Genomic DNA, 21,297 nt, shown 5'->3' with positions numbered 1-21,297 from the left:
AGGTCTGTGTCCCCGTTACCTATCAGTAACCCAGCCGGTTCAAGTGTTACATCGCGTCGCCACTATATTTAAACAGCTTCAATTTTTCTCTGTCGCTTCCTGGCGCCCTGCTCTAACGAGCGTAAAAATGGAGCTCAGAAATACCCAGCCGAACCCAATCACGCCGACATTGACGCCAAACAACGTCTTTTCAGTGCCATCCGGATGCACCATTGATCCGCCGTAGGCCCCCTGTAAGGCATAGGCTGCGAGGAAACCGCCGGTGATCAAGAGCGCAATTACACTGGCTTTCCCCCGGCCATCCGCAGACATCCAGGTAAGCCACAGGGCAATCGCACCCAGGGAAGAGTTGGTGATCAACTGCCACACTTCGTGCAATCTTGCGTGGGCTACCCAGTCTGGGTTAAAGACGTGGGTGTCGTTGATTCCCAAATACGGAACAGCAATTGCGTAGAGAGCGATTGATATATTTAACAGTATCTTATCAAGCATTTTTTATGTTCTCTGTAAGGTAATATTGGGAGAGCATAAGGTTTGACTACTGCTGAATACTGCTGCCAAACCTGTATGTTTACCCTGGCGCAGCCCGTTACCGCCCTTGCCAAACACCGGTCTCTGCCACTTCCTCGGCATACACAGCGAAGTCTTTCGGTGGTCGGCCAAGTGCCTGTTGAACGCCGTCGGTCAATTGGGCGTTGCGGCCATCTAGAACCGTTGCGAACAGATAATCCAGCATCCAGACCACATCCTTTGGCGCTCCAGCGTTCTCCATCTCGGCGATAAAGCCGTCGTGAGGTACGTCGATGAACGAAATCTCACGGCCGGTCGCGCGGGAAAGGTCTTTGGCCACGTCCGCGAAAGTCATCAATCTTGGTCCCGTCACCTCATAGATATGGCCGTTGTGGTGGTCCTGAGTCAGAGCAGCAACAGCCACATCTGCAATGTCATCCACATCCACGAAAGGCTCGACCTGATCGCCCGCTGGCAGTGTGATCGCGCCATTCAGAACCATGTCGATGAATGCGCCTTCAGAAAAGTTCTGGTTGAACCAGCTTGCGCGGACGATGGTCCATTCCAGTCCGGACTCCTGAACAATGTCTTCGCAGGCTTGTGCCTCGGCTTCGCCACGGCCGGATAGCAGGACGAGCCGCTTCACTCCTCGTCGTTTGGCCAGGCTCACAAACGCCTGGATAGCGTCGGTTGCGCCTGGCATGGCCAGGTCTGGCGAGTAGGTGATATAGGCTGAAGTGACGCCAGTGAGGCAAGGGTCCCAGCTTTTCTCGTTGTCCCAATCAAACGATGGGATGGCTGAGCGGGATCCAACTCGAACCTCATAACCGCTGTCTTTCAGCTGACCGACGATGCGTTTACCGGTTTTGCCGGTACCGCCCAAGACGAGAATTGTCTGATGTGCCTGGTTGGATGGTTTCATTGACTTGCTACTTTTGATTTAAGTGCAAGTCCATTTTCGTGAAACCGCGTCGCTTGTTATTGCCTCGGCATGCCAGAGTTTGTGCAGACGGCGCCAACTTCAAACTTAACGGGTCAAAAGCCGATAGGATCGTGGAGTCTGCCCTGCCCAACGCTTGAAAGCCCGCGTGAACCCGCTCTGCTCGGCAAACCCCGTCAGGAAGGCGACTTCGGCAAGGCTGTAGTCTGTCTCACGAAGAAGTCTCTGTGCGAGATCCTTTTGCGCCATGTCGACAACGTTTTGAAAGGAATACCCCTGCTCCGACAACCTTCTTTGCAATGTCCGTGCGCCCATATTCAGTTCGGACGCAATCCGTGACAGCTTCGGTACTCCCTCACTAAGCACGTTGGCGACAGCACGCCGAACTTGCTGTTGCAGGTAGATGTCGCCCTTAAGCGAATTCAGTTGCTGTTCAAGATGGCGGTCAAAGAACTGGGCGATGGATTCATCGCCCAGTCTGTTGGGGGTTTCGATGCTTTCTTTTCTTACAAGCACCGCATCTCGTCCCGTCTCGAAATGGACCGGGCAACCGAAATAATTCTCGTACACTCTGGTATCGCCTCTCGGCGCATGCTTGAAGTAGATGGCCAAAGGAATGAAATCTGAGGAGCTGACTTCCTTGATGATGGTATGCACCGCCGACATGCTGGCCTCGTTGGAGAGCAGCATGCCCGTGGAACCATCCCCGGCTTTTTCAAGGTTAAAGAATGTCCCCTGTGCCGTGTCCTCAAGCGAATAGGTTTCTGCACTGCCCAGAACATGCCCGTACCGCTCTGCCCTTGTGAATGAGCCACGCAAGGTCGGCGCGGATTTCCATGCCAGACCGAAAGCGCCGTACTCGTCGCTTCGCATCGAGGCGCCGATTCTCAACGGTAATGAGAGGCCCTTGGGATCTCGATCAACCAAAGCCGCAAAGAAATCATAGTACTCCGGTGAAGACACCATCTTTGTCGGATCGATGGGGCCGTCCACGGGTAGGCCAAGTTTGCGTATCAAGTCCCGCGTTTCGACGCCCGGACTTGCCTGACTGACGACCTTATAGACATACAGTGACGTTATTTGAGCCATGGCAAAATAGATAGTCTATAGTTGGCTGGTTACGCAACTTCTCAGAAATGACGAAGTAGTCGCGATTTGCCAGACCGGCAAATTAGCGTAGGGCCCCATGCCGACAGAATAGAAAAGAGACAAGAGGCAAGTAAGTATTGAGCCAAAAACTGCTCAATGTCTCTGATCATCAGCACAACATCGTCTTCTGAGAACTCCTGACTCGAATGTTCGCTTTATGTTTGGGAGTTTGAGAAGCTCGGCCTGGTCGCAAAGCGAACATTCTGGTTTAGCAATAATTCCTTCAGCATGCGAGCCAATCAAACTGTCCAAACCTGCCAACTACTTCTTAATCGAAAAGTCCATTTTTTGGTTCGCCAGCTTTTCAGGCTCTCCGGTCCAGGCATATGCAAGCAAGGTTGGCTCAAAATCACCTGTTGTCATCCGATGCGCCCTTTTCGGGGGATTGAACAACAGCGAACCCGGCGAGAACACGCTGTAGTTGCTGTCTGAAACTGACCCACTGATGCAAATATAAGACTCACTGATTCCGTCATGGCTATGTTCGGGGTAGGTGCATTTTGGCGCGAACAGCACCGCCCCCAGAATCAAATTTTCGCTGATCACTGGGCCGTTTGGACCGAGTAACTCAGCATACGCGTATTTGCGTGCCAAACCGGGACGCATCCGCTCATAGCCATATCTCCACGTAAGTTCTCCCTGAACACGCATTAGCGCCCTGGCGAGCGGCGCAGTGCGCTCGTTTAAACCCTGATCAATGGCTCGATTGAACCAGGCGCATACGGGCAAGTTATTGGGTTGGTCGAAAGCAACTGTGGGGTTCTTTTCCAGCTCAGCGTTGAGCCGATTACGCACCTCCTTGAGATGAGAACGGATAGTCGAGTTTCCGCCAGCTGAACCAAACCGATAAAGTAGCCAGAACTCACGCAGCAGATATTGCCAGTCGACTTGATCAGAAAGCTTACCCACCCTTTCTCCTTGAAGTTAGGAATTTGGAAGATATGGTAAACATTCAAATTGAGGCGACATATCCGTATCCGAGGATTCCTCGACCCTTACGCTTATTGTCCAACGGATTGGGGCCACCTCAGTGGGCAGAATTGCATGCTTTATAAGCGGTTGGCGTGACCTGTCTCAAAGACCTCTTTCGGATTAGCGAGTTCCTCAACTTAACCTTACGAGCGGCGGAAGCCCTCCGGGCAATTGCCATTTTATGCTCTGCTCTTGCAACTGCCCAGACAAGCCCCATCTAGTTCGGACCTCACCAAAGTTGCACCAATCTAGCGCAATCTGCTTGATTATGGAGCAACAAAGGGAATTATTTACAACTTAATAAGCTCAGGCAAAACCTGGAGAGTCCGCGAAATGTAGCTAATAAACTAGGCAAGAGGTCATTAAGATAGTTGGCACACTATTTTCATGTATTGTTAGCAAGTTCAAGAAGCTGGTTAAAACCGTAAGTCTTCAAAAATAGCAGCGCTGGAATTGGCGCTAGGGTATCGAAGCCTGAACATTCGCAATTCGCGAATGTTCAGGCTTTTTTTATGGAATAAGAAGATGTCTGCAATTGTAAATGTTGGATTACTAGTATCGTCCCATGGCACCTACCAAGATCTGGGGCGCAGCACTTTGGCGGGACTTCGAGACGCAATTACAGAAATCAACGAAGATCCGGCTTACGAGTTCACTATCGCCTCAACCGAACACGACCCCTATGGCGAGCTTCAGGGGTATGCGGTGGGCCTTGAGCGCCTCACGGAAAGCGGTGCCAAACACATATTCGGGACAACAACGTCTGCAAGTCGCAAAGAAATCATTCCAGACCTGGAACGTGCCAATCGCCTGCTCTGGTACTCCTGTCCATATGAAGGCTACGAGTGCAGCGAGAGTGTTCTGTACCTCGGCGGCTGCCCCAATCAAAATCTTTTACCTTTGATGCAGTATGCAATTGCCAATTTTGGCGCTAGGGCATGCTTGGTGGGCTCGAATTACGTTTGGGGTTGGGAAAGTAACCGCATCGCACGAGAGCTAGTAGAGACGGCTGCAGGCGAAGTTACTGCAGAAAAATACTACCGTTTCGGTGACACGGATTTCGATGCCCTCATCGAAAACATCATGAGCCACAACCCTGGCTTTGTTTTGAACAACCTGGTCGGTGAGTCCTCATACCACTTCCTCCGGCAGTTAAGCGCAGCTTGCTCAAAGAAAGGCATTCGCAACCCTGTACTCAGTTGCAACTTTACAGAGTCCGAACTGCCGCGCATCCAGGGTGCAGACTCCATTCGATTGCTGTCTTGCGGTGCTTTTTTTGAATGCGTCGCTCCCTCGTTTGTCGCCAGACAAAGTGCATTACATGGGAGACAGCCCTTCTCGCACTATTACACCGTCGCCTATATCGCAATGCATCTGTTCGCAACGGCAAGACAGAAAGTCGGACATGACGATCCTGAAGCCATTGCTGATGCTCTGTATCAACTGAAATACCAATCTTTGTTGGGCGAGATAACGATTGCTGAGCACAACAACCACCTTAGCCTGCCCAGCTACATCGCCGAGGCTAAGGGAGGCCAATTCGAGCTCGTCCACATTGAAAGCGGATCGATAGCCGCAGATCCATACCTGGTTCAAAGCAACTTCGACGTGTTTCGGAACCTTGCAGCACGGAGTACCCAAGGCCACTTTCTGAGGGTAGTCAAATGACAGAATACAATCAGTCTTTTCCCGGCCGCCGAAAGCTATTGCTAATTGATTGCGACGACCGGACCCAGCAAATGCTCACCAAAAGCATCCGGCGTCTTGGAATGGAAGCGCTCTCTGCAGATTCAGCTGCTCAGAATCTCGACGAGAGCATCCTCGCTGTAATTGTTGAAATTGATGAGTTGCAAAGCCAGGAAATTTTGAACCAGGCCCGTAATCAGGGGTTACCCATAATCGCACTTTCGCGCCACGAAACACTGTCACAAATCCAGAGCGCAATTCGGGTGGGCGCAACCGCCATGCTAAATCGGCCGCTAACTCAGAGCTCCGTGTACACCACGCTGATGATGGCCAGTAATTTAAGAGAACAAATAAACGCTTTGAAGGCTGAAAACTCGCGCCAATCCCTCCAAATACAGGCTCGCCCCCAAATCGCCAAAGCGGTCGCAAGGCTAATGACAGATCTAAAAATTGATGAGCACGACGCCTTCGACCGCATTCGTACCTTATCAATGGAACTCAACATCAGTATCGAAGCGATCTGCAGTGATATCGAGCAGATTGAACCTACCATTGGGATCAGGAACTAACCATGTCTGCTTTCCAATTGATCAAAAAACTCTGTCGGCATAAATCAGTCGCTTTTTCGCTTTTTGTCATTGTCTCCGTAGTCCTAGCATCACTCTTTGCATCCTGGATTGCCCCTTACGATCCCAACAAACAGTTCTTCGAGGGGCTGACTATGGAAGGCGCTCCCCTTCCTCCAAACAGTACCTTTTTACTGGGTACAGACCTGCTGGGGCGGGACCTCTTATCCCGGTTGATTTATGGAGCACAGACCTCGCTTATCATCGGCATTGTCGCCAATGGCATCGCAATCCTCATTGGCACCTTAGTCGGGGTTACCGCCGGTTTTCTTAGAGGCTGGGTCGGGAACGTTTTAATGCGTATGACCGACCTGATGATGGCATTTCCCGCGCTTCTCTTGGCAATCGCTCTGGCAGCCATCCTTGAACCAAGCCTATGGATAGTAGCTTTGGTCATCGCCATGGTTAACTGGGTGCAAGTGGCCAGGGTCATCTATTCCGAAACCATTGCCATCTCATCCCGAGAGTTCATAGCAGTGGAAAGGACTTTGGGCGCCAGCACTCGCCGCATCCTCTTCTCTCACTTACTCCCTCACTTGCTGCCCACAATCATGGTTTGGGCCACATTAGGAATTTCCACCACGGTGTTGTTGGAAGCCACACTCTCGTTTCTTGGTGTTGGTGTTCAGCCGCCCACGCCAAGCTGGGGCAACATCATTTTCGAGAGTCAGACCTATTTCACCTCTGCTGTTTGGCTGGTGCTCTTCCCGGGAACACTGATTGTCCTGCTTTCGCTCAGTTTCAACCTCGTCGGTGATGCCTTGCGCGATGAGCTGGATCCATCTCTGAAAGGGAGAGACTAATGACTATTTATATTCTCCGACGTCTGGCCTACGCCGTTCTGATATTACTGGGGGTATCGTTCATTACTTATCTGCTCCTTTACCTGATCCCGGCGGATCCAGCGCGGCAGTTGGCGGGACGAAGCGCCACGCCAGAAACGGTAGCCAATATCCGAGCACAATTAGGTTTGGATCTACCCTTCTACCAGCAGTATTTCCAATACCTGATGAACCTGGTTCAGGGGGACCTTGGCAGGTCTTACATTCAACGGACAGAAGTCTCCGCATTGATCGGGTCACGACTTTCTGCCAGTTCGCAACTCTTGGTCTGGGGTATTGGGTTTGAGCTGCTGATTGGCATCAGCCTTGGCGTCTTGGCGGCGTTGAAACGGAATACGGCTCTGGATAGAGGCTTAATGGCGTTCTCGTTCGTGGGAGTTTCGTCACCCCATTTCATCGCATCCATGCTGTTTCTTTACTTGTTTGCCGTCCACCTGGAGTGGTTCCCACTCGGCGGTTATGGCACGACGCACCATATTCTTTTGCCCGCCATCACACTCGGCCTGCTTGGCAGTGGCTGGTACTCACGGATGGTTCGCTCGTCGATGATTGAGGTCTTACAGCAAGACTTCATTAGGACGGCCCACTCCAAGGGTCTGACAAGGATGCGTGTCATTTTCCGCCATGTTCTTCCCAACGCAATTATCCCAGTGATTCCGATGGTAGGTATCGACATCGGCATCTTCATCGGTGGCTTGGTAGTCGTCGAGTCTGTATTTGGCTGGCCGGGGCTTGGACAGCTCGCTTGGCAAGCCATTCAACGCGTCGATATCCCCGTCATTGTCGGAGTCACTATGGTATCGGCAGTCGTCATTGTCCTTGCAAACCTTATTGCCGATTTACTGGTTCCCTTAGTCGATCCTCGGATCAACCTGGAGAAGTCGTAAGAGCACTAACCTCAAAGAAGCAAAATGATAATCAACGGAGCACGTACTATGACCTTGAAAACTCGTAAAAGCCTCTTCACGAGTACTATCGCATCACTCATGTTTGCCGCCTCTGTTCAGGCTGCTGAACCGAAGAGCGGCGGCGATATCATTGTGACCTATCAAAATGACGTCGCAACTCTTGACCCAGCTATCGGTTACGATTGGCAAAACTGGTCCATGATAAAAAGTCTGTTTGACGGCCTGATGGACTACGATCCAGGAACCACCGAACTCAGGTTAGACCTCGCCGAGAGCTACACGCTGTCTGAAGATGGGAAGACCTATACCTTCAAATTACGCCCAGGGGTTAAATTCCATAATGGCCGCGAAATGAAAGCGGCCGATGTTAAGTATTCTTTGGAGCGAACCTCCAACCCAAATACAAAAAGTCCTGGCGCCGGTTTCTTTTCTCCAATCGTTGGCTATGAAGCGGTTTCCAAAGGGGAGACCACTGAATTGGAAGGTGTCAAAGTCGTTGACGACTACACCGTATCGATTGAGCTGACTGCTCCAAATGCGACCTTCCTGCACGTAATGGGACTGAACTTTGCGTCTATCGTGCCCAAGGAAGAGGTCGAAAAATACGGTGAAGATTTTGGTAAGAATCCGGTTGGCACTGGAGCTTACGAGCTCACAGACTGGACTCTTGGACAAAAGCTCGTATTCGAGAAGAATCCAGAGTATTTCCGCTCGGGCGTTCCTTACATCGACACCATCACCTTCGAAGTCGGCCAAGAACCGTTGGTGGCGTTGCAGCGCCTGGAACGGGACGAAGTGGACATCGCGGGCGACGGGATTCCCCCAGCGAAATACCTTCAGTTTAAAAATGATCCGCGATTCCAGGATCTAATGGTCACAGGCGACCAGCTACACACAGGATACCTGACGCTAAATGTCACGATGCCTCCGCTGGACAACCTAAAAGTGCGTAAAGCGATCAATATGGCGATCAACAAAGACCGCATCGTACGCATCATCAACGGCCGGGCAACACCTGCGAATCAGCCCTTACCGCCAGCGATGCCTGGTTACGACTCGGATTACGAAGGGTATAAATTTGATCCTGAAGGCGCGAAGGCCTTGCTGGCAGAGGCAGGCTTCGCGGACGGTTTTGAAACAGAATTGTTCGTTATGAACACCGATCCTCAGCCGCGAATTGCCCAAGCTATGCAGCAGGATCTGGCGAATATCGGCATTACGGCGAATATCAAATCGCTAGCACAAGCCAATGTTATAGCAGCTGGAGGCGTTCAGGATCAGGCTCCAATGGTTTGGTCCGGTGGCATGGCGTGGATTGCTGACTTCCCCGATCCTTCAAACTTCTGGGGACCGATCCTTGGGTGTGACGGCGCAGTTCCAGGAGGCTGGAATTGGGCTTGGTATTGCAACGAAGAACTCGATGCTAAAGGTGCCAAGGCAGATGCTATGGCCGCTGCAGAGCAACAAGAGGCTAGAACTGAGCTGTGGGGTGAAGTATTTACTCAAGCAATGGCGGATGCTCCTTGGGTTCCAATTTTTAACGAGCAACGGGTCACCGTGCACTCCAAGAGAATGGGCGGTGAAGATGCGCTCTACGTCGATCCTGTGCACGTCCCTGTCAACTACGACTATATCTGGGTGAAGTAATGTGTGAGAACAGCCTGGTAAAAACCATCCATGGTCACCACCATCATGGATGGGATAACAGCATTGAGCCCGTTGCACGAGTAGCGCCAGGAACCACGCTGGAACTTGAGTGCAAAGACTCTGGCAATGGGTACTTCACTTCCGATTCGACTGTGGAATCGGTTCGTGACATGCCCTTTGACAAAATCAACCCTGTCACTGGGCCTGTCTATGTCGAGGGCGCGGAACCTGGTGACATCCTGAAAATTACCATCGACAGCTTTCGGCCCTCAGGATTTGGCTGGACAGCCAATATTCCCGGGTTCGGCTTGCTCACAGACCAGTTCAAAGATCCAGCACTGGCTCTCTGGAATTACGATACATCAAGCATGGCGCCGGCAATGTTCGGCAAATACGCCAGGGTACCCCTCAAACCATTTGCCGGAACGATCGGTTTGGCATTGGCAGAACCGGGCTTACATTCCGTGGTTCCGCCACGCCGGGTCGGAGGTAATCTGGATATCCGCGATCTGAACGCTGGTTCTACTCTGTACCTGCCAGTGGAGGTTGCGGGTGCTCTGCTGTCTATCGGAGATACTCACGCGGCCCAAGGGGACGGAGAGATTTGTGGCACTGCAATTGAGAGTGCCATGGACATTACCGTCACTTTGGATCTGATCAAAGATACCCCGCTTGCGATGCCACGATTTACTACGGCAGGTCCAGTAACTCGGCACCTCGACCAAGCGGGCTACGAAGTCTTCACGGGCGTGGGCCCAGACCTTATGCAAGCGGCGCGAGATGCTGTTAGCGGGGCCGTTGAGTGGGTTGCTCGCGAGCACGGCATGCCAGTCGAGCAAGCTTACATGCTGTGTTCCGTGTGTGGAGACCTGCGCATCAGTGAAATTGTCGACATGCCTAACTGTGTCGTGTCTTTCTATGTTCCCAAAGTCGTTTTTAACTAGGAGATGACGTGAGTATGACTGTCCCTGATTCGGCACAAGCCGGGAAATCGCTTTTATCGGTTGAAAACCTGAGCATTGAGTTTGGTCAGGGTCAGTCATGTAAGCGAGTCGTTGACGACCTTAATTTTAATCTGAACAGGTCAGAAACACTTTGTATTGCAGGAGAGTCTGGTAGCGGTAAATCGTTATCAGCACTCGCGATCATGGGGCTTTTGCCCAAAATGGCCCGCACTCCGAGTGGTGCCATTCTTTTTCATAATGAAGAGTTACTCAGCAAGTCTGAACCCGAAATGCAAAACATCCGGGCCAAACAGATTGGAATGATTTTTCAAGAGCCAATGACATCTTTGAATCCAATCATGCGCATTGGAGATCAGATGATGGAGACCCTCAAGCGCCATCGGATCGCATCAGGTGATGCAGCATGGCAACAGATCCGCTCTATGCTCGACGCCGTTCGGATACCCAAAGTCTCCGAGCGTCTGCGCCAATACCCGCATGAGCTTTCCGGCGGGTTACGTCAAAGAGTTATGATAGCGATGGCGATGCTCTGCAGCCCACAGATTCTAATCGCCGATGAACCGACCACAGCCCTGGATGTTACTATCCAGGCCCAGATACTGGAATTGATTCGAGAGCTTCAGAAAGAGTATCAAACAGGCGTACTGATGATTACCCATGACATGGGCGTAGTTGCTGAAATGGCGGACAACGTTGTCGTGATGAATCGCGGTGTTGTGGAAGAAACAGCTCCAATCCGAACCCTCTTTTCCAATCCAGCTGCAGCCTATACCAGGCAGCTTCTAGCCGCCGTACCTCGACTGGGGACAGCACCGCCACTATCGGAGAGGCCGGAACGCCCGCCGGTACTTGAAGTGGAAAACCTGAGTGTCCGCTATCCAATGCGGAAGAATTCCTTGTTCGAGCCACCGAGGGAAGTACACGCTGTCGATCACGTTAACTTTGTACTTCACGAGGGCGAAACCCTTGGTTTGGTTGGAGAAAGCGGTTGCGGAAAATCGACAACCGGACGCGCGCTTATGAGCATGCTCAATTTTGAAGGCTCGATTAAGGTTCTGGGAAAAGACATCAAGGGCTTAAAAGGAAGCGCTTTGAAAGAGATTCGGCAAGATATTCAAATGGTCTTTCAAGACCCCTTCGCCGCCCTCAATCCAAGAAAGACCATTGCCGAACTAGTAGGAGAACCCCTTCTCATTCATGGACGTGGAAATGCTGAGGAACGTAAGGAACGTGTAGCCCAGTTGTTGGCGCAGGTTGGATTACCGGAAGCAGATGCTATGACACGCTATCCACATCAGTTTTCAGGTGGCCAGCGCCAACGAATTTGCATAGCCAGGGCTTTGGCACTGAACCCGAAAATCATCGTTGCGGACGAGCCGGTCTCGGCATTGGATGTGTCTGTGCAGGCACAGGTCCTTGACCTTATGGAAGATCTGCAGAGCCAGTACAATCTGAGCTACTTGTTCATTTCCCACGATATGGCCGTGATTGAGCGCTTATGCCATCGAGTCGCAGTTATGTTTGGTGGAAGAATCGTTGAAATTGGTTCGAGGGATCAAGTCCTGCACAATCCACAGCACCCTTACACACAGCGCTTACTTTCTGCAGTCCCGATTCCTGCCTTGGACAGCAAGAGAGACTTTCGGGCTCTCCTTGAAGACAGTAAAGCCCCAGATCCGATTAAGCCCAAAGGTTACCAATCTAAACCAAGTCAGTACGGCGAAATTAACCAAGGCCACTGGGTGGCTCTAGAGGCTTAAGATTCCGAAGCGTCACTTTCGCGGATATCGGCAAGAGCGAGGAAATTGCCAATGTCCGCGATGCCTGAATCTACAGCTACAAGTTCTGAATCGTCTTTGAGTTGGACCCCGGATAGCCTCCGCTCGTTCGCACCCCGAAGCAGACCAGTCAACTTATGGCTGGCTAAAGCATGACTAAGACCTTCTGGACGAATATTTGAAATGCAGTTTCGAGAATCATCCCGCAAACCAGGCTTAGGTTCGAAGGTAAAGTAGACGCCAAGGCTATCAGGAGAACTCAACCCCGGCCTTTCTCCGATCATTAAGACGACCATACGGGCAGCCAACTGGCTTCCTATCTCGTCTCCAATTGCGACCCTCCCTTGGCGAATTATGACAACCGGCGATAGACTCCAGTTCTCCTTTTCAGCCAACGTTATTAAGTTAGCAAGCATCGGTAAGCTGTGGTCACGCACTGCTCTAGCAGATAGTCCATCAGCAATAACAATTGAAAGATCGAACTCAGGAGCCCCCTCTTCCTGGTGCCAATCGCTTAAAGACTTTTTAGTTGCCTCATCCAACTTCCTCCCAAGATCAGGGCGCTGAAGGTATTCCTCACGACCGACAGCAGCACTGTTGCCGACAAAGCAGCTCAGGCCCTTGTCCCGTATCTGATCGGCCAAGCGATCGGCGTCTAGGCCAGAGTGCACGGCATCCCGGGCTCCGGCATGGGCCAGCTGGAATTCCAGATGAGCTGATGTCGGCAGACTTGTTCCCGCCCGGCCTAACGCCACACGCGCTGCCGTCAACCGTTTCAAATTATCCCACGGATCAGCTGTTACACCTCCAGATAGAAAACGATGATCTCTGTTCATTGGCCCGCCTCCGCCGTCGCGGCCAAAACTGCTCTGGAAAAGGGAGCCGGGAGACTCTGACTAGTAGTCAAAGCTCCACCGTCCATTTGCATAATTCCCATGTCCTTTAGCCAGCGCTCAAACTCAGGTGCCGGACGCAATCCAAGTACTTTCCTGACATAGAGTGCATCGTGAAAGGAGGTGCTTTGGTAATTCAACATGATATCGTCGGCGCCTGGGATACCCATTATAAAATTGACCCCAGAGGTCCCAAGGAGTGTTAACAAGGTGTCCATATCGTCTTGGTCCGCTTCGGCATGGTTGGTGTAGCAGATATCGCAACCCATTGGCACACCTAACAGTTTCCCGCAGAAATGATCCTCCAGGCCGGCCCGAATAATTTGCTTACCGTCATAGAGATATTCAGGCCCTATAAATCCAACAACGGTATTAACCAAGAATGGATCATAGTGCCGGGCTACCGCGTATGCTCTTGCTTCACAGGTTTGCTGATCTAAACCATGGTGAGCTCCAGCCGAAAGAGCACTTCCCTGCCCGGTCTCGAAGTACATAACATTGTTGCCGACCGTTCCGCGCTTGAGGCCCATCGCCGCCTCACGCCCTTCCTCCAACAATGACAGCGAAACACCGAAACTACGATTGGCCGCTTCGGTCCCGGCGATAGACTGGAAGACAAGGTCTACAGGCTTGCCCCGGTTAATCAATTCAATAGTGGAAGTGATATGCGTCAGGACACACGTCTGAGTAGGAATACTGTAATTACCAACCACAGAATCCAACATTTCTAACAGTTCGCCGATGGCCGATAGGCTATCCGTCGCCGGATTAATTCCTATCATTGCATCCCCGTTACCGTACATTAGTCCATCCAGAACGCTCGCGGCGATGGCTGAAACGCTATCCGTTGGACTATTCGGTTGCAGCCTTGTCGACATCCTGCCCTTGAGTCCCATGGTATTGCGGAACGCCGTTTTGATTCGGATCTTCTGCGACACAAGCACCAGATCCTGAAGACGCATAATTTTCGACACTGCCGCGGCCATTTCGGGCGTGAGTCCCGCCGATATCGTCTTTAGGTTTTCCTCAGTGCACTCGTCACTCAACAGCCAGTTTCTGAAGTCACCTACTGTCAGATGGCTGACCAAGGCGAAAGCCGAGGCATCGTGGTTGTCGAGAATTAACCTTGAGACCTCATCGGACTCATAGGGTATTACCGCTTCATTCAGGAACGCCTTTAAAGGCAGATCGGCAAGAGCCATCTGCGCCGCAACCCGCTCCGTATCAGAGCATGCAGCAACACCCGCCAGTACATCTCCAGATCGGAGCGGAGTTGCCGCTGCGAGAAGGCATTTCAGGTCTTGAAAATGCCAACGCTCACCGCCAGCCAACTGTGCATACCCACTCATTCTTCCTCCGAGGGATTTGCTCCCTGCTCTATTCCATGGCCTCCAGGGACTCAGGCAGAACCTGACCACCGTCAACAACAATTGTCTGCCCGGTCACATAGCCCGCTTCGCGTGAAGCGAGAAACATGGCGGCATTAGCAATATCCTCGGTACTACCCAGCTTTTTGAGTGGGATTGAGGCTGCCATCTGATCCAGATATTCCTGCCCCATATCTTCGAGGCCTTCAGTAATGATGTTTCCCGGCATTACGGCATTTATCGTGATCTGATATTTACCCAGCTCGATGGCCGCTGTGCGAATGAATCCTAGTTGGGCGGACTTGCTGGCGCCGTAATGCGACCAACCGGGAAATCCTGTGATAGGCCCAGTGATGGAGGATGTAACCACAACCCGCCCTGCCTGACTCTTCTTTAATTCAGGTAGACACGTCTGCACGCTGACGAACGTGCCTTTCAGATTGGTGTTCATGACCTCGTCCCACTGGTCGTCCGTCATGGACTCAAGGTCGGCAGACGGGAAAATGCCTGCATTCGCACATAACACATCTAGTCCACCGTACAACTCAACACAACGGGCAACTGCGGCCTCCATGTCTTTACGACTGCTAACATCCGCACAATAATGGTTCGCTGTCCCCCCGGCCGACACGATCTCTTCAACCGCGGTTGCAGCTGACGCCTCACTTCTAGCAACCACGAGAACCTTTGCACCTGCTGATGCAAAGCCCGAGGCTATACCTTTTCCAATACCCTTGCTTGCTCCGGTCACCATGACCGAGAGTCCTTCAAGCGATGTAATCATATTTCGTCCCTCTTATTTCAATTGCCTGTTCATGAGAAGGCATACCGTATGTTTGTTTGTGCTCAAGTCTTTCTTTTTACGAGCGATTGAGGATCAGAAAGGTAGGCTCGGGCGAGCTCGACTGTGCCATTCGCGAATTCCACGCCCTGTTCTACTGCCATGTCTGCGGTAGGATGCGACCCGATCCATGCCAGAAGCGTCATCCGCCGCAGCATGATAAATGTCGGTATTTCAGATCTCTCCGCCTGCGAGAGATCAGTGATCTCTGAGTACCCAGAGAGCCATGAAGCGACTAATTCCGGTACATCGGGCCGTGTCTCAATAAAGCTGATCGCTGACGCTAGGTCGTACAAGAACCAACCTGAACCACAGTCATCGAAATCAATGACTCGGATATCCGTACCGTTTTCCAGTAGATTCGCCAAACGCAGATCAGAATGAATCAAACCATAGCGATCGGAGCCTTTCCCGAATTCCTCAAGCCTCGTCCTAATCGTTTCAGAGGTTTCCTCCAACAACTCCCGAGACTGCTCATCCAAGCCGGGAGCCTCACGCCAATCACCCCAGTTAGGTCTATTGCCCAGACATCCGTCGAAGTCCCAGACCAGACGTTCAAAGTAGGCTGGTCGTTGCCAACTCTTAGCGTGTTTATGTAGCCGCGCCGTCAGTTTGCCCAGGTCTCGAAATGCTTCCTCAAGCCGGTTCTCGTCTGGCTCCGTACCCTCAATAAACCCGAACAGGTCTACAAAACGAGTTTCCATCAGATGGTCATCGCCTTCGACCTCCACCACGTACTCGCCACAGGAAGTTGGTATTGCTTGGGGGGTTAGAATTCCGGCCTCCCTCTGGAGCGCAGCCATCCAGTCCAGCTCTGTCCTGACTGCATTTCGAGTGTGATAGCCGGGACGGTGTACGCGCATAACCACTGCCCTGTCGGAGCTGCCCAAATCTACTCGGTACGTGGCGTTCTCTGAGAGGCTAAGCAACTTCAGCCCTGCGCCCTCAGATAACCCCCATTCTCCAAGAGCTTGCCTGGCAACTTGCTCTAGCAATATCAGCTGGGTTTCTCTGTTGAGCTGATCGAAATGTATTGCCGAATCCATAAATTCACCTTCTTCGAAGCAGAGATCCTGATTACTTTTTGGCTTTTCGGCGACCCAACCAATAGCCACCAAAAAGAACCAAGCCGGCCATCAATGTGGTCAGTGAACCCAGTGCGGGGACCTGCGGCGAATATCCAGCCACCATTTTTGCGTAAAGCCACACCGGCACGGTTTGCTCTGCACCCGTTGTGAAAGTCGACAGTGGAAAATTGCCCCACGAGAGAAGGAAGGCAAACAACGCTCCTGAAAAAATGCCTGGCCAAAGGATTGGCAATGTCACCTCCGTGAATACCTGCCAGCGGGACGCTCCAAGATCGTATGCAGCTTCTTCCACAGAGGGATCGAAACCGTATACCTGGATGCTAATGACCAACGTGACAATCGGAATGATCCAGACCAAATGAGCAAATACCGCCAGCTGCCAACCAGGGCTGATATCCAGTGCCGAAGACCACAACAGAATGGCCAAGCCGAGCACCGCCTGAGGAAAGAAGATCGGTAGCAAAATCAGTTTTTGATAAAGGCTGCGACCTTTCCATTCATATCGCGCAAATGCCAATGCCCCCGCTATTGCCAGAACAACAGAAACGATCGTGACGACGCCCGCAATCAAGAGTGAGGTCCCCAGGTAGTCCCGAATCTCGATCGAACTGAACACCGACGCGTACCAGTCAAGGGACCAGGCCTTTACGGGGAACATGAAAAAGCGCAATTTGGAGAACGATGCAATAAAAACTGCAACCATCGGAAGGTAGATGAATAGCAAAATGACAACCGTCCAGATCCGAATCGCCTTTTCGCTTTTACGATTTCTGAATGCAGTCTCAGTAGCTGACATGACTTAGCTCCTATTTTCGCGACAACAAGTTGTCCAGATTCAGCCGGGACAAGAGGCCAATCACGAGGACCGCAGTGAGTAGGATCAATAACGTTGAGAGAGCCGAACCCAGAGGCCAGTTCTGTGCGTAGGTAAACGCGGTCTCAATATCATGAGAGATCATGATGATCGACTGGCCTCCGAGTATCTTCGCTTCCGATATGGAGCCAAGCACGAGGACAAACGACAACAAACATCCAATCATGATGCCTGGCATTGCCAGCGGCAGTTCTACCTCTTTAAAAACCTGCCAACGCGTCGCTCCCATATCGAAAGCCGCTTCACGGCAGGCATCGGGCACCATTGATATGCCTAATGACATTGGGAATAACATGAAGGGCAAATAAACATACACCATCCCCAATACAGTCACGGGCGCGTTGTAGAGCATGTCAGGAAGCTCCCACCCAAAGAGCGTTCTGGTTGTGCCGTCCAGAATGCCATGGTTCAGAAGCGTTAATACCCAGCCAAAAAGACGAACGTTTTCTGAAACAAATAGGGGCAGAACCAGCAGTAGCGTGAGGATCATCGAGCGCCTGAAGATTCGCGATAGGCCGTAGGCGACAGGCCAACAGATCACGATTAATATCAGTGTCGATACCAGAGCGAGCCAGACAGACCAGGCGTATGAAATGTAATAACCTTCCTGGAAAATAGTGACAAAGTTTTCTAGGGTCGGTAACTGGTTAAAAGCAAAGGAGCGCTCGGGCATAAAGCTGTATATGACCACTAGCCCCAGCGGACCTATGAATCCCGCCACAAAAATAAATAACGCAGGAAGGCTTAGAAGTGCTCCAGGCTGTTTAAACCAAAGTAACGTTTTTCGAGCCCTGACCTTCAGAGCGCCCCCCATGTTTTCCGGCAAACGTTCTGGAGAAGAGTCGGTTACAGAATATGATTTAGATGGCATGTTCATGTTCAGGATCCTCCTATCTCGCAAGCAGAAAAGCCTGATCGGAATTCCACCCTAAGCGGACGCTTTCTCCGACATCCCATGCATCGCCAATCATCGTTTCAACCAGCAGGGAGCGTTTCTTTACTTTCACTTCATATTGAACTCTCGAACCCAGCACGTACTGGTTCTGCACAGTGCCAGCTATTTCTGTGTCAGCCGCTTCGCCCTCGGCTAAAATTTGAATGCGCTCAGGTCGCACGATAAGAATGCCAGATTCAAGATCAGCGCCTGGAGGTCCGACGTAACTGTCTTGAGTATCTGTATCCAGAAAGCGAGCGTCCTCCTGGCGGGTAACATTGAATTGATTTACTTCACCCATAAACTGGGCGACAAAGCTATTCGCGGGCTTATTGTAGATTTCATCGGGAGTTCCAATCTGCACGATGCGGCCATCACGCATTATTGAAATGCGATCACTCATGACCATTGCTTCTTCAAGTGAATGGGTGATGTAAACAAAAGTCTTTCCGGTTCTCCGCTGAATATCTTTAAGTTCTTTCTCCAGCGTTTTCCGCAGGCGATAGTCCAGGGCCGAAAGCGGCTCATCGAAGAAGAGGATCTCAGGATCGAAGGCTAGTGCTCTTGCCAGAGCCACCCTCTGCTTCTCACCGCCAGAACACTCACTTACCTTTTTTGAATAATAGGCGTCTGACAGGTGGAGCTGTTCCAGCAATTCGATTGCTCGTGTTTTCCGGTTGTTCTTTGTTTCTCCGCGGAGCTTCAAGGGAAACTCTATGTTTTCTCCAACAGTTTTATGGGGAAACAACGCCAAGGATTGAAAAACCATGCAGGTTGGGCGGCGATTGGCAGGCACATCGTTAACCCGCTCTCCCGACATCAAAATATCGCCGCGAGATGGCTTATCCATACCAACCAACATCCGGATCATGGTCGTCTTGCCACTGCCGGATGGGCCTACGATCGTGAAAAACTCACCTTTTTTTACTTCGAGGTTAATGCGTTCGACCGCTACAAAGTCGCCGAAGTATTTCTCTACATTCCGCAATTCAAGAATGCTTTCAGTCATACCTGCCTCCAGTGGATATAGGTATGCTCCGGTCCGGCAGCACGCCGGACCGGAGCATATCGGGATTACGCCTCGCGACGGGCACGCGTATAGATTTCGAGCATTCGGTCGTAGTCAGGATTCACGTCGTAATCCGCACAGTGCTCCAACTCCCACTCAAGGCTGTCATACTGAATGGCATCCAGCTCCTGCTTAGTGAACGCATCACGTACTTCTTTCATTCCCAACTGAGTTACGGGGTTGTGAGAGCCCTCGGCGAACGCCACTTGTCTGGACACATCGGGGCGTTGCACATACTCAAGGAAATCTTCGGCCCTCGGCGAAAGCTCAGGGTTATTAACAACGGAGGTGACTTCGATCCAAACAATGCCACCCTTCCCGTCGATCGGTCCGGATTTCGGCGTAATACCCCTGACGTTTGAAAAGCCATCCATTCGTGCGATTGAGCAGGAGTAAGTGCCGCCCGTGAAGTAGGCATCAATACCACCGGTAATCAGCGCCTGGTTCATCATCAGATGGTCGTCTGAGAGAACCTTCGCGTTTTTGAACAGATACCTTGCAACTCGCTCGAACTCTGTAAATTCAGCTTCGGTGTGCTCTTTGAACGGCGTGAAGCCGGCCGTTATACACATGTGATAAATATTCCAGTTTGCCCAGGTGAGCATTCCGTAACGGCCCTTCATGGAGGGATCCATGAAGAGGTTGAAGCCCTGATCTTCAGCCATCGAACGTGAAATTTTATCGGTGTTTACCACGAACGACAGCGGTCCGAATCGCTGAGTCATGCCCAACAGTTCTTTCTGATCCAGACTCATCGCCCACTTATAAGGCCAACGAAATTCCTCAAGCATCTGGTCGAAGTAGGGCCGAAAACGCTCTTGGTCCAGCGGTTTGATCAAGCCTTCCGGGTAGAGGATTTCTCTCGCCCAAGGGTTGTTGAGATTTACGAGGTCCCATACTTTATTTTCCCCGGCTCGGAGCTTATTCACTGCATCCGGATCAGAGAGAACATTCTGGGCAGAGACCCGTGTATCAAAAGATCGGCGGAAAGGATCCAGAACGTTCGGCGAGTTATAACCCTCCCAAACCAGGATATTCAGCTCACGAGCCCTATCTTTTGACGCAGCCCAACCCATATTTGGCCAGAGAGCTCCTGGAGCTGCGGCCGCGCCCGCCGCCATCCCCATTCCCTTCAGAAAATTACGACGATTGGTCTTTAGCTTCGACATGTGCGATCCCCCAACATTTTCACTTGGCATTTACCACATTTTTAAACCACTAGAGCTCAAGCATATTTCAGGCCACCACTTAAAAAATTAGATTAAAAACATCTAGGTGTCTGGTTTTAGAGGTTTTTTTTGAATTAAAAAGATCCTATAAAAGCCAAAACGCTCTAGTTTTCTCCGCACCATAACTTGGCACCTACCAACTTTTACCCCATACTGCGCACAACAAAGCATCAGACTTCATAAACCAGAGCGCGTGAATGCTGTGACGAAGAGAAGGTGGACAAAAAAAGCGCGTTGGCGCGAGATTCGTGAGCAATTGGACCGGCAGCCCGTCGTTCAGATTTCAGAGATGGCTGACTATTTTGATGTTTCGGTTGAAACAGTTCGGCGAGATATTGATTCGATGGCAACAGAAGGGTTGGTTATTCGCACATATGGCGGAGCAGCCAATTCCAGAATCGCGTCCGAACCAACCCTCGAAGAGCGCACTGAGCTCCTTATCGATGAACGCAAGAAGATCAGCCTCGCAGCCCTGCACCGCGTCAGTGATGGCGATGTTTTAATGATGGATGCCAGTGCTACGTGCGTACATTTTGGAAAGCTGTTAGCGAGAGAGCGCACTGATCTGACTGTCATTACAAACAGCTTCGCTATGGCCCGAGCACTCGCATCTAATTACACGTTTACAGTACTGATGCTACCTGGCGTTTTTAATGCCCACGAAAATGCCAATTATGGCGGTTTAACCGTTGAATATTTGCAGCGGTATCAGGCAGACCATTGCTTTTCTAGTTGTGGAGCTCTAACACCCCGCGGACCTACCGAAGTCAACGCGGAAGTGGCCTGCTTAAAACGCGCGATGATTAAGTTGTCGAAACAAACAACTCTACTGATTGATCACTCCAAACTTGGCTCTGGGAAGCTAGAAACCGTCTGCCCCCTGGACCAGATAAGTGAAATTGTATGCGATGCCAATCCATCTGAGGAAGTTCAATTAGCGTTGCAACGCGCTTCTGTAAATCTTTGTTTGATTTAGCAA

Annotated in this window: 20 protein-coding genes; 8 read left to right on the top strand and 12 right to left on the bottom strand. The window is 51.3% G+C overall.

Going from position 1 to position 21,297, the window contains the following annotated elements:
• Positions 1–78: 78 nt before the first annotated feature.
• The 4 genes from ARC85_RS16200 to ARC85_RS16185 all read right to left on the bottom strand — a co-directional run bounded on the left by ARC85_RS16200 (position 79) and on the right by ARC85_RS16185 (position 3,508).
• Positions 79–492, bottom strand: coding sequence for a hypothetical protein (locus tag ARC85_RS16200; protein WP_286715470.1), 414 nt, complete (start codon positions 490–492; stop codon positions 79–81).
• Positions 493–589: 97 nt separating this feature from the next.
• Entirely contained in the window at positions 590–1,432 is an 843-nt protein-coding gene (locus tag ARC85_RS16195; RefSeq protein ID WP_149600570.1) for an NAD(P)H-binding protein, read from the bottom strand.
• Positions 1,433–1,537: 105 nt separating this feature from the next.
• On the bottom strand, positions 1,538–2,539 hold the full coding sequence (locus ARC85_RS16190; protein ID WP_149600569.1) for an AraC family transcriptional regulator: 1,002 nt from the start codon (positions 2,537–2,539) through the stop codon (positions 1,538–1,540).
• Positions 2,540–2,860: 321 nt separating this feature from the next.
• Complete coding sequence (locus ARC85_RS16185) at positions 2,861–3,508, bottom strand: dimethylsulfonioproprionate lyase family protein (RefSeq protein ID WP_286715468.1); 648 nt, start codon at positions 3,506–3,508, stop codon at positions 2,861–2,863.
• A 588-nt stretch (positions 3,509–4,096) separates the two neighbouring features.
• On the opposite strand from ARC85_RS16185, the gene ARC85_RS16180 reads away from it, so the two are divergent.
• The 7 genes from ARC85_RS16180 to ARC85_RS16150 are packed head-to-tail and all read left to right on the top strand — an operon-like array spanning position 4,097 to position 12,005.
• The gene (locus ARC85_RS16180) at positions 4,097–5,239 is read left to right on the top strand and encodes a transporter substrate-binding protein (protein ID WP_286715466.1); all 1,143 of its coding nucleotides are present in this window, start codon (positions 4,097–4,099) and stop codon (positions 5,237–5,239) included.
• Positions 5,236–5,826, top strand: a complete 591-nt coding sequence (locus tag ARC85_RS16175; RefSeq protein ID WP_286715464.1) for an ANTAR domain-containing response regulator — start codon at positions 5,236–5,238, stop codon at positions 5,824–5,826. The genes ARC85_RS16180 and ARC85_RS16175 overlap by 4 nt, the downstream gene beginning before the upstream one ends.
• Before the next feature lie 2 nt (positions 5,827–5,828).
• The gene (locus ARC85_RS16170; RefSeq protein WP_286715462.1) at positions 5,829–6,686 is read left to right on the top strand and encodes an ABC transporter permease; all 858 of its coding nucleotides are present in this window, start codon (positions 5,829–5,831) and stop codon (positions 6,684–6,686) included.
• Positions 6,686–7,612 (top strand): ABC transporter permease, encoded by a 927-nt coding sequence (locus ARC85_RS16165; RefSeq protein WP_286715459.1) that lies wholly within the window; start codon positions 6,686–6,688, stop codon positions 7,610–7,612. Before ARC85_RS16170 ends, ARC85_RS16165 begins: the two co-directional genes overlap by 1 nt.
• A gap of 48 nt (positions 7,613–7,660) precedes the next feature.
• Positions 7,661–9,280, top strand: a complete 1,620-nt coding sequence (locus tag ARC85_RS16160) for an ABC transporter substrate-binding protein (RefSeq protein WP_286715457.1) — start codon at positions 7,661–7,663, stop codon at positions 9,278–9,280.
• Positions 9,280–10,224: an acetamidase/formamidase family protein gene (locus ARC85_RS16155; protein WP_286715454.1), complete on the top strand. Its 945-nt coding sequence runs from the start codon at positions 9,280–9,282 to the stop codon at positions 10,222–10,224. Before ARC85_RS16160 ends, ARC85_RS16155 begins: the two co-directional genes overlap by 1 nt.
• A gap of 14 nt (positions 10,225–10,238) precedes the next feature.
• Entirely contained in the window at positions 10,239–12,005 is a 1,767-nt protein-coding gene (locus ARC85_RS16150) for an ABC transporter ATP-binding protein (RefSeq protein WP_286715484.1), read from the top strand.
• Here ARC85_RS16150 and eutC read toward each other — a convergent pair.
• From eutC to ARC85_RS16110, 8 genes are all read right to left on the bottom strand, one after another.
• Positions 12,002–12,859 (bottom strand): ethanolamine ammonia-lyase subunit EutC, encoded by an 858-nt coding sequence (gene eutC / locus ARC85_RS16145; RefSeq protein WP_286715451.1) that lies wholly within the window; start codon positions 12,857–12,859, stop codon positions 12,002–12,004. The two genes, ARC85_RS16150 and eutC, sit on opposite strands and share 4 nt — an antisense overlap.
• Entirely contained in the window at positions 12,856–14,265 is a 1,410-nt protein-coding gene (locus ARC85_RS16140; protein WP_286715448.1) for an ethanolamine ammonia-lyase subunit EutB, read from the bottom strand. The genes eutC and ARC85_RS16140 overlap by 4 nt, the downstream gene beginning before the upstream one ends.
• A 28-nt stretch (positions 14,266–14,293) precedes the next feature.
• The gene (gene fabG, locus ARC85_RS16135; protein ID WP_286715447.1) at positions 14,294–15,067 is read right to left on the bottom strand and encodes a 3-oxoacyl-ACP reductase FabG; all 774 of its coding nucleotides are present in this window, start codon (positions 15,065–15,067) and stop codon (positions 14,294–14,296) included.
• A gap of 62 nt (positions 15,068–15,129) precedes the next feature.
• On the bottom strand, positions 15,130–16,239 hold the full coding sequence (locus ARC85_RS16130; RefSeq protein WP_286715446.1) for a phosphotransferase enzyme family protein: 1,110 nt from the start codon (positions 16,237–16,239) through the stop codon (positions 15,130–15,132).
• A complete protein-coding gene (locus tag ARC85_RS16125) occupies positions 16,202–17,008 on the bottom strand; it encodes an ABC transporter permease (protein ID WP_286715444.1) in 807 nt (268 codons plus the stop codon). Before ARC85_RS16125 ends, ARC85_RS16130 begins: the two co-directional genes overlap by 38 nt.
• 10 nt (positions 17,009–17,018) lie before the next feature.
• Positions 17,019–17,963 carry an ABC transporter permease gene (locus tag ARC85_RS16120; protein WP_286715442.1) on the bottom strand — a complete coding sequence of 315 codons (945 nt, stop codon included), beginning with the start codon at positions 17,961–17,963 and terminating at the stop codon, positions 17,019–17,021.
• Positions 17,964–17,976: 13 nt separating this feature from the next.
• Positions 17,977–19,029, bottom strand: a complete 1,053-nt coding sequence (locus tag ARC85_RS16115; protein WP_286715440.1) for an ABC transporter ATP-binding protein — start codon at positions 19,027–19,029, stop codon at positions 17,977–17,979.
• Between the two features lie 65 nt (positions 19,030–19,094).
• Entirely contained in the window at positions 19,095–20,258 is a 1,164-nt protein-coding gene (locus ARC85_RS16110) for an ABC transporter substrate-binding protein (RefSeq protein ID WP_286715438.1), read from the bottom strand.
• Positions 20,259–20,511: 253 nt separating this feature from the next.
• Between ARC85_RS16110 and ARC85_RS16105 the strand changes: the two genes are divergently transcribed.
• Positions 20,512–21,294, top strand: a complete 783-nt coding sequence (locus ARC85_RS16105) for a DeoR/GlpR family DNA-binding transcription regulator (protein WP_353744314.1) — start codon at positions 20,512–20,514, stop codon at positions 21,292–21,294.
• Positions 21,295–21,297: the final 3 nt, after the last annotated feature.

Source organism: Marinobacter sp. tcs-11, assembly GCF_002049515.1.
Taxonomy (GTDB): domain Bacteria; phylum Pseudomonadota; class Gammaproteobacteria; order Pseudomonadales; family Oleiphilaceae; genus Marinobacter; species Marinobacter nauticus.
Note: the sequence above shows the minus strand (reverse complement) of the source record. Positions and strands in the feature narration are given on the sequence as shown.

Bases quoted from the DNA above. Each gene is read 5' to 3' on its own strand.
- ARC85_RS16140 (WP_286715448.1), bottom strand. From the start codon at position 14,265: ATGAGTGGGTATGCACAGTTGGCTGGCGGTGAGCGTTGGCATTTTCAA.
- ARC85_RS16155 (WP_286715454.1), top strand. From the start codon at position 9,280: ATGTGTGAGAACAGCCTGGTAAAAACCATCCATGGTCACCACCATCAT.
- ARC85_RS16110 (WP_286715438.1), bottom strand. From the start codon at position 20,258: ATGTCGAAGCTAAAGACCAATCGTCGTAATTTTCTGAAGGGAATGGGG.
- ARC85_RS16150 (WP_286715484.1), top strand. From the start codon at position 10,239: ATGACTGTCCCTGATTCGGCACAAGCCGGGAAATCGCTTTTATCGGTT.
- ARC85_RS16165 (WP_286715459.1), top strand. From the start codon at position 6,686: ATGACTATTTATATTCTCCGACGTCTGGCCTACGCCGTTCTGATATTA.
- ARC85_RS16190 (WP_149600569.1), bottom strand. From the start codon at position 2,539: ATGGCTCAAATAACGTCACTGTATGTCTATAAGGTCGTCAGTCAGGCA.
- ARC85_RS16180 (WP_286715466.1), top strand. From the start codon at position 4,097: ATGTCTGCAATTGTAAATGTTGGATTACTAGTATCGTCCCATGGCACC.
- ARC85_RS16200 (WP_286715470.1), bottom strand. From the start codon at position 492: ATGCTTGATAAGATACTGTTAAATATATCAATCGCTCTCTACGCAATT.
- ARC85_RS16160 (WP_286715457.1), top strand. From the start codon at position 7,661: ATGACCTTGAAAACTCGTAAAAGCCTCTTCACGAGTACTATCGCATCA.
- ARC85_RS16125 (WP_286715444.1), bottom strand. From the start codon at position 17,008: ATGTCAGCTACTGAGACTGCATTCAGAAATCGTAAAAGCGAAAAGGCG.
- ARC85_RS16175 (WP_286715464.1), top strand. From the start codon at position 5,236: ATGACAGAATACAATCAGTCTTTTCCCGGCCGCCGAAAGCTATTGCTA.
- fabG (WP_286715447.1), bottom strand. From the start codon at position 15,067: ATGATTACATCGCTTGAAGGACTCTCGGTCATGGTGACCGGAGCAAGC.
- ARC85_RS16195 (WP_149600570.1), bottom strand. From the start codon at position 1,432: ATGAAACCATCCAACCAGGCACATCAGACAATTCTCGTCTTGGGCGGT.
- ARC85_RS16120 (WP_286715442.1), bottom strand. From the start codon at position 17,963: ATGAACATGCCATCTAAATCATATTCTGTAACCGACTCTTCTCCAGAA.
- ARC85_RS16170 (WP_286715462.1), top strand. From the start codon at position 5,829: ATGTCTGCTTTCCAATTGATCAAAAAACTCTGTCGGCATAAATCAGTC.
- eutC (WP_286715451.1), bottom strand. From the start codon at position 12,859: ATGAACAGAGATCATCGTTTTCTATCTGGAGGTGTAACAGCTGATCCG.
- ARC85_RS16115 (WP_286715440.1), bottom strand. From the start codon at position 19,029: ATGACTGAAAGCATTCTTGAATTGCGGAATGTAGAGAAATACTTCGGC.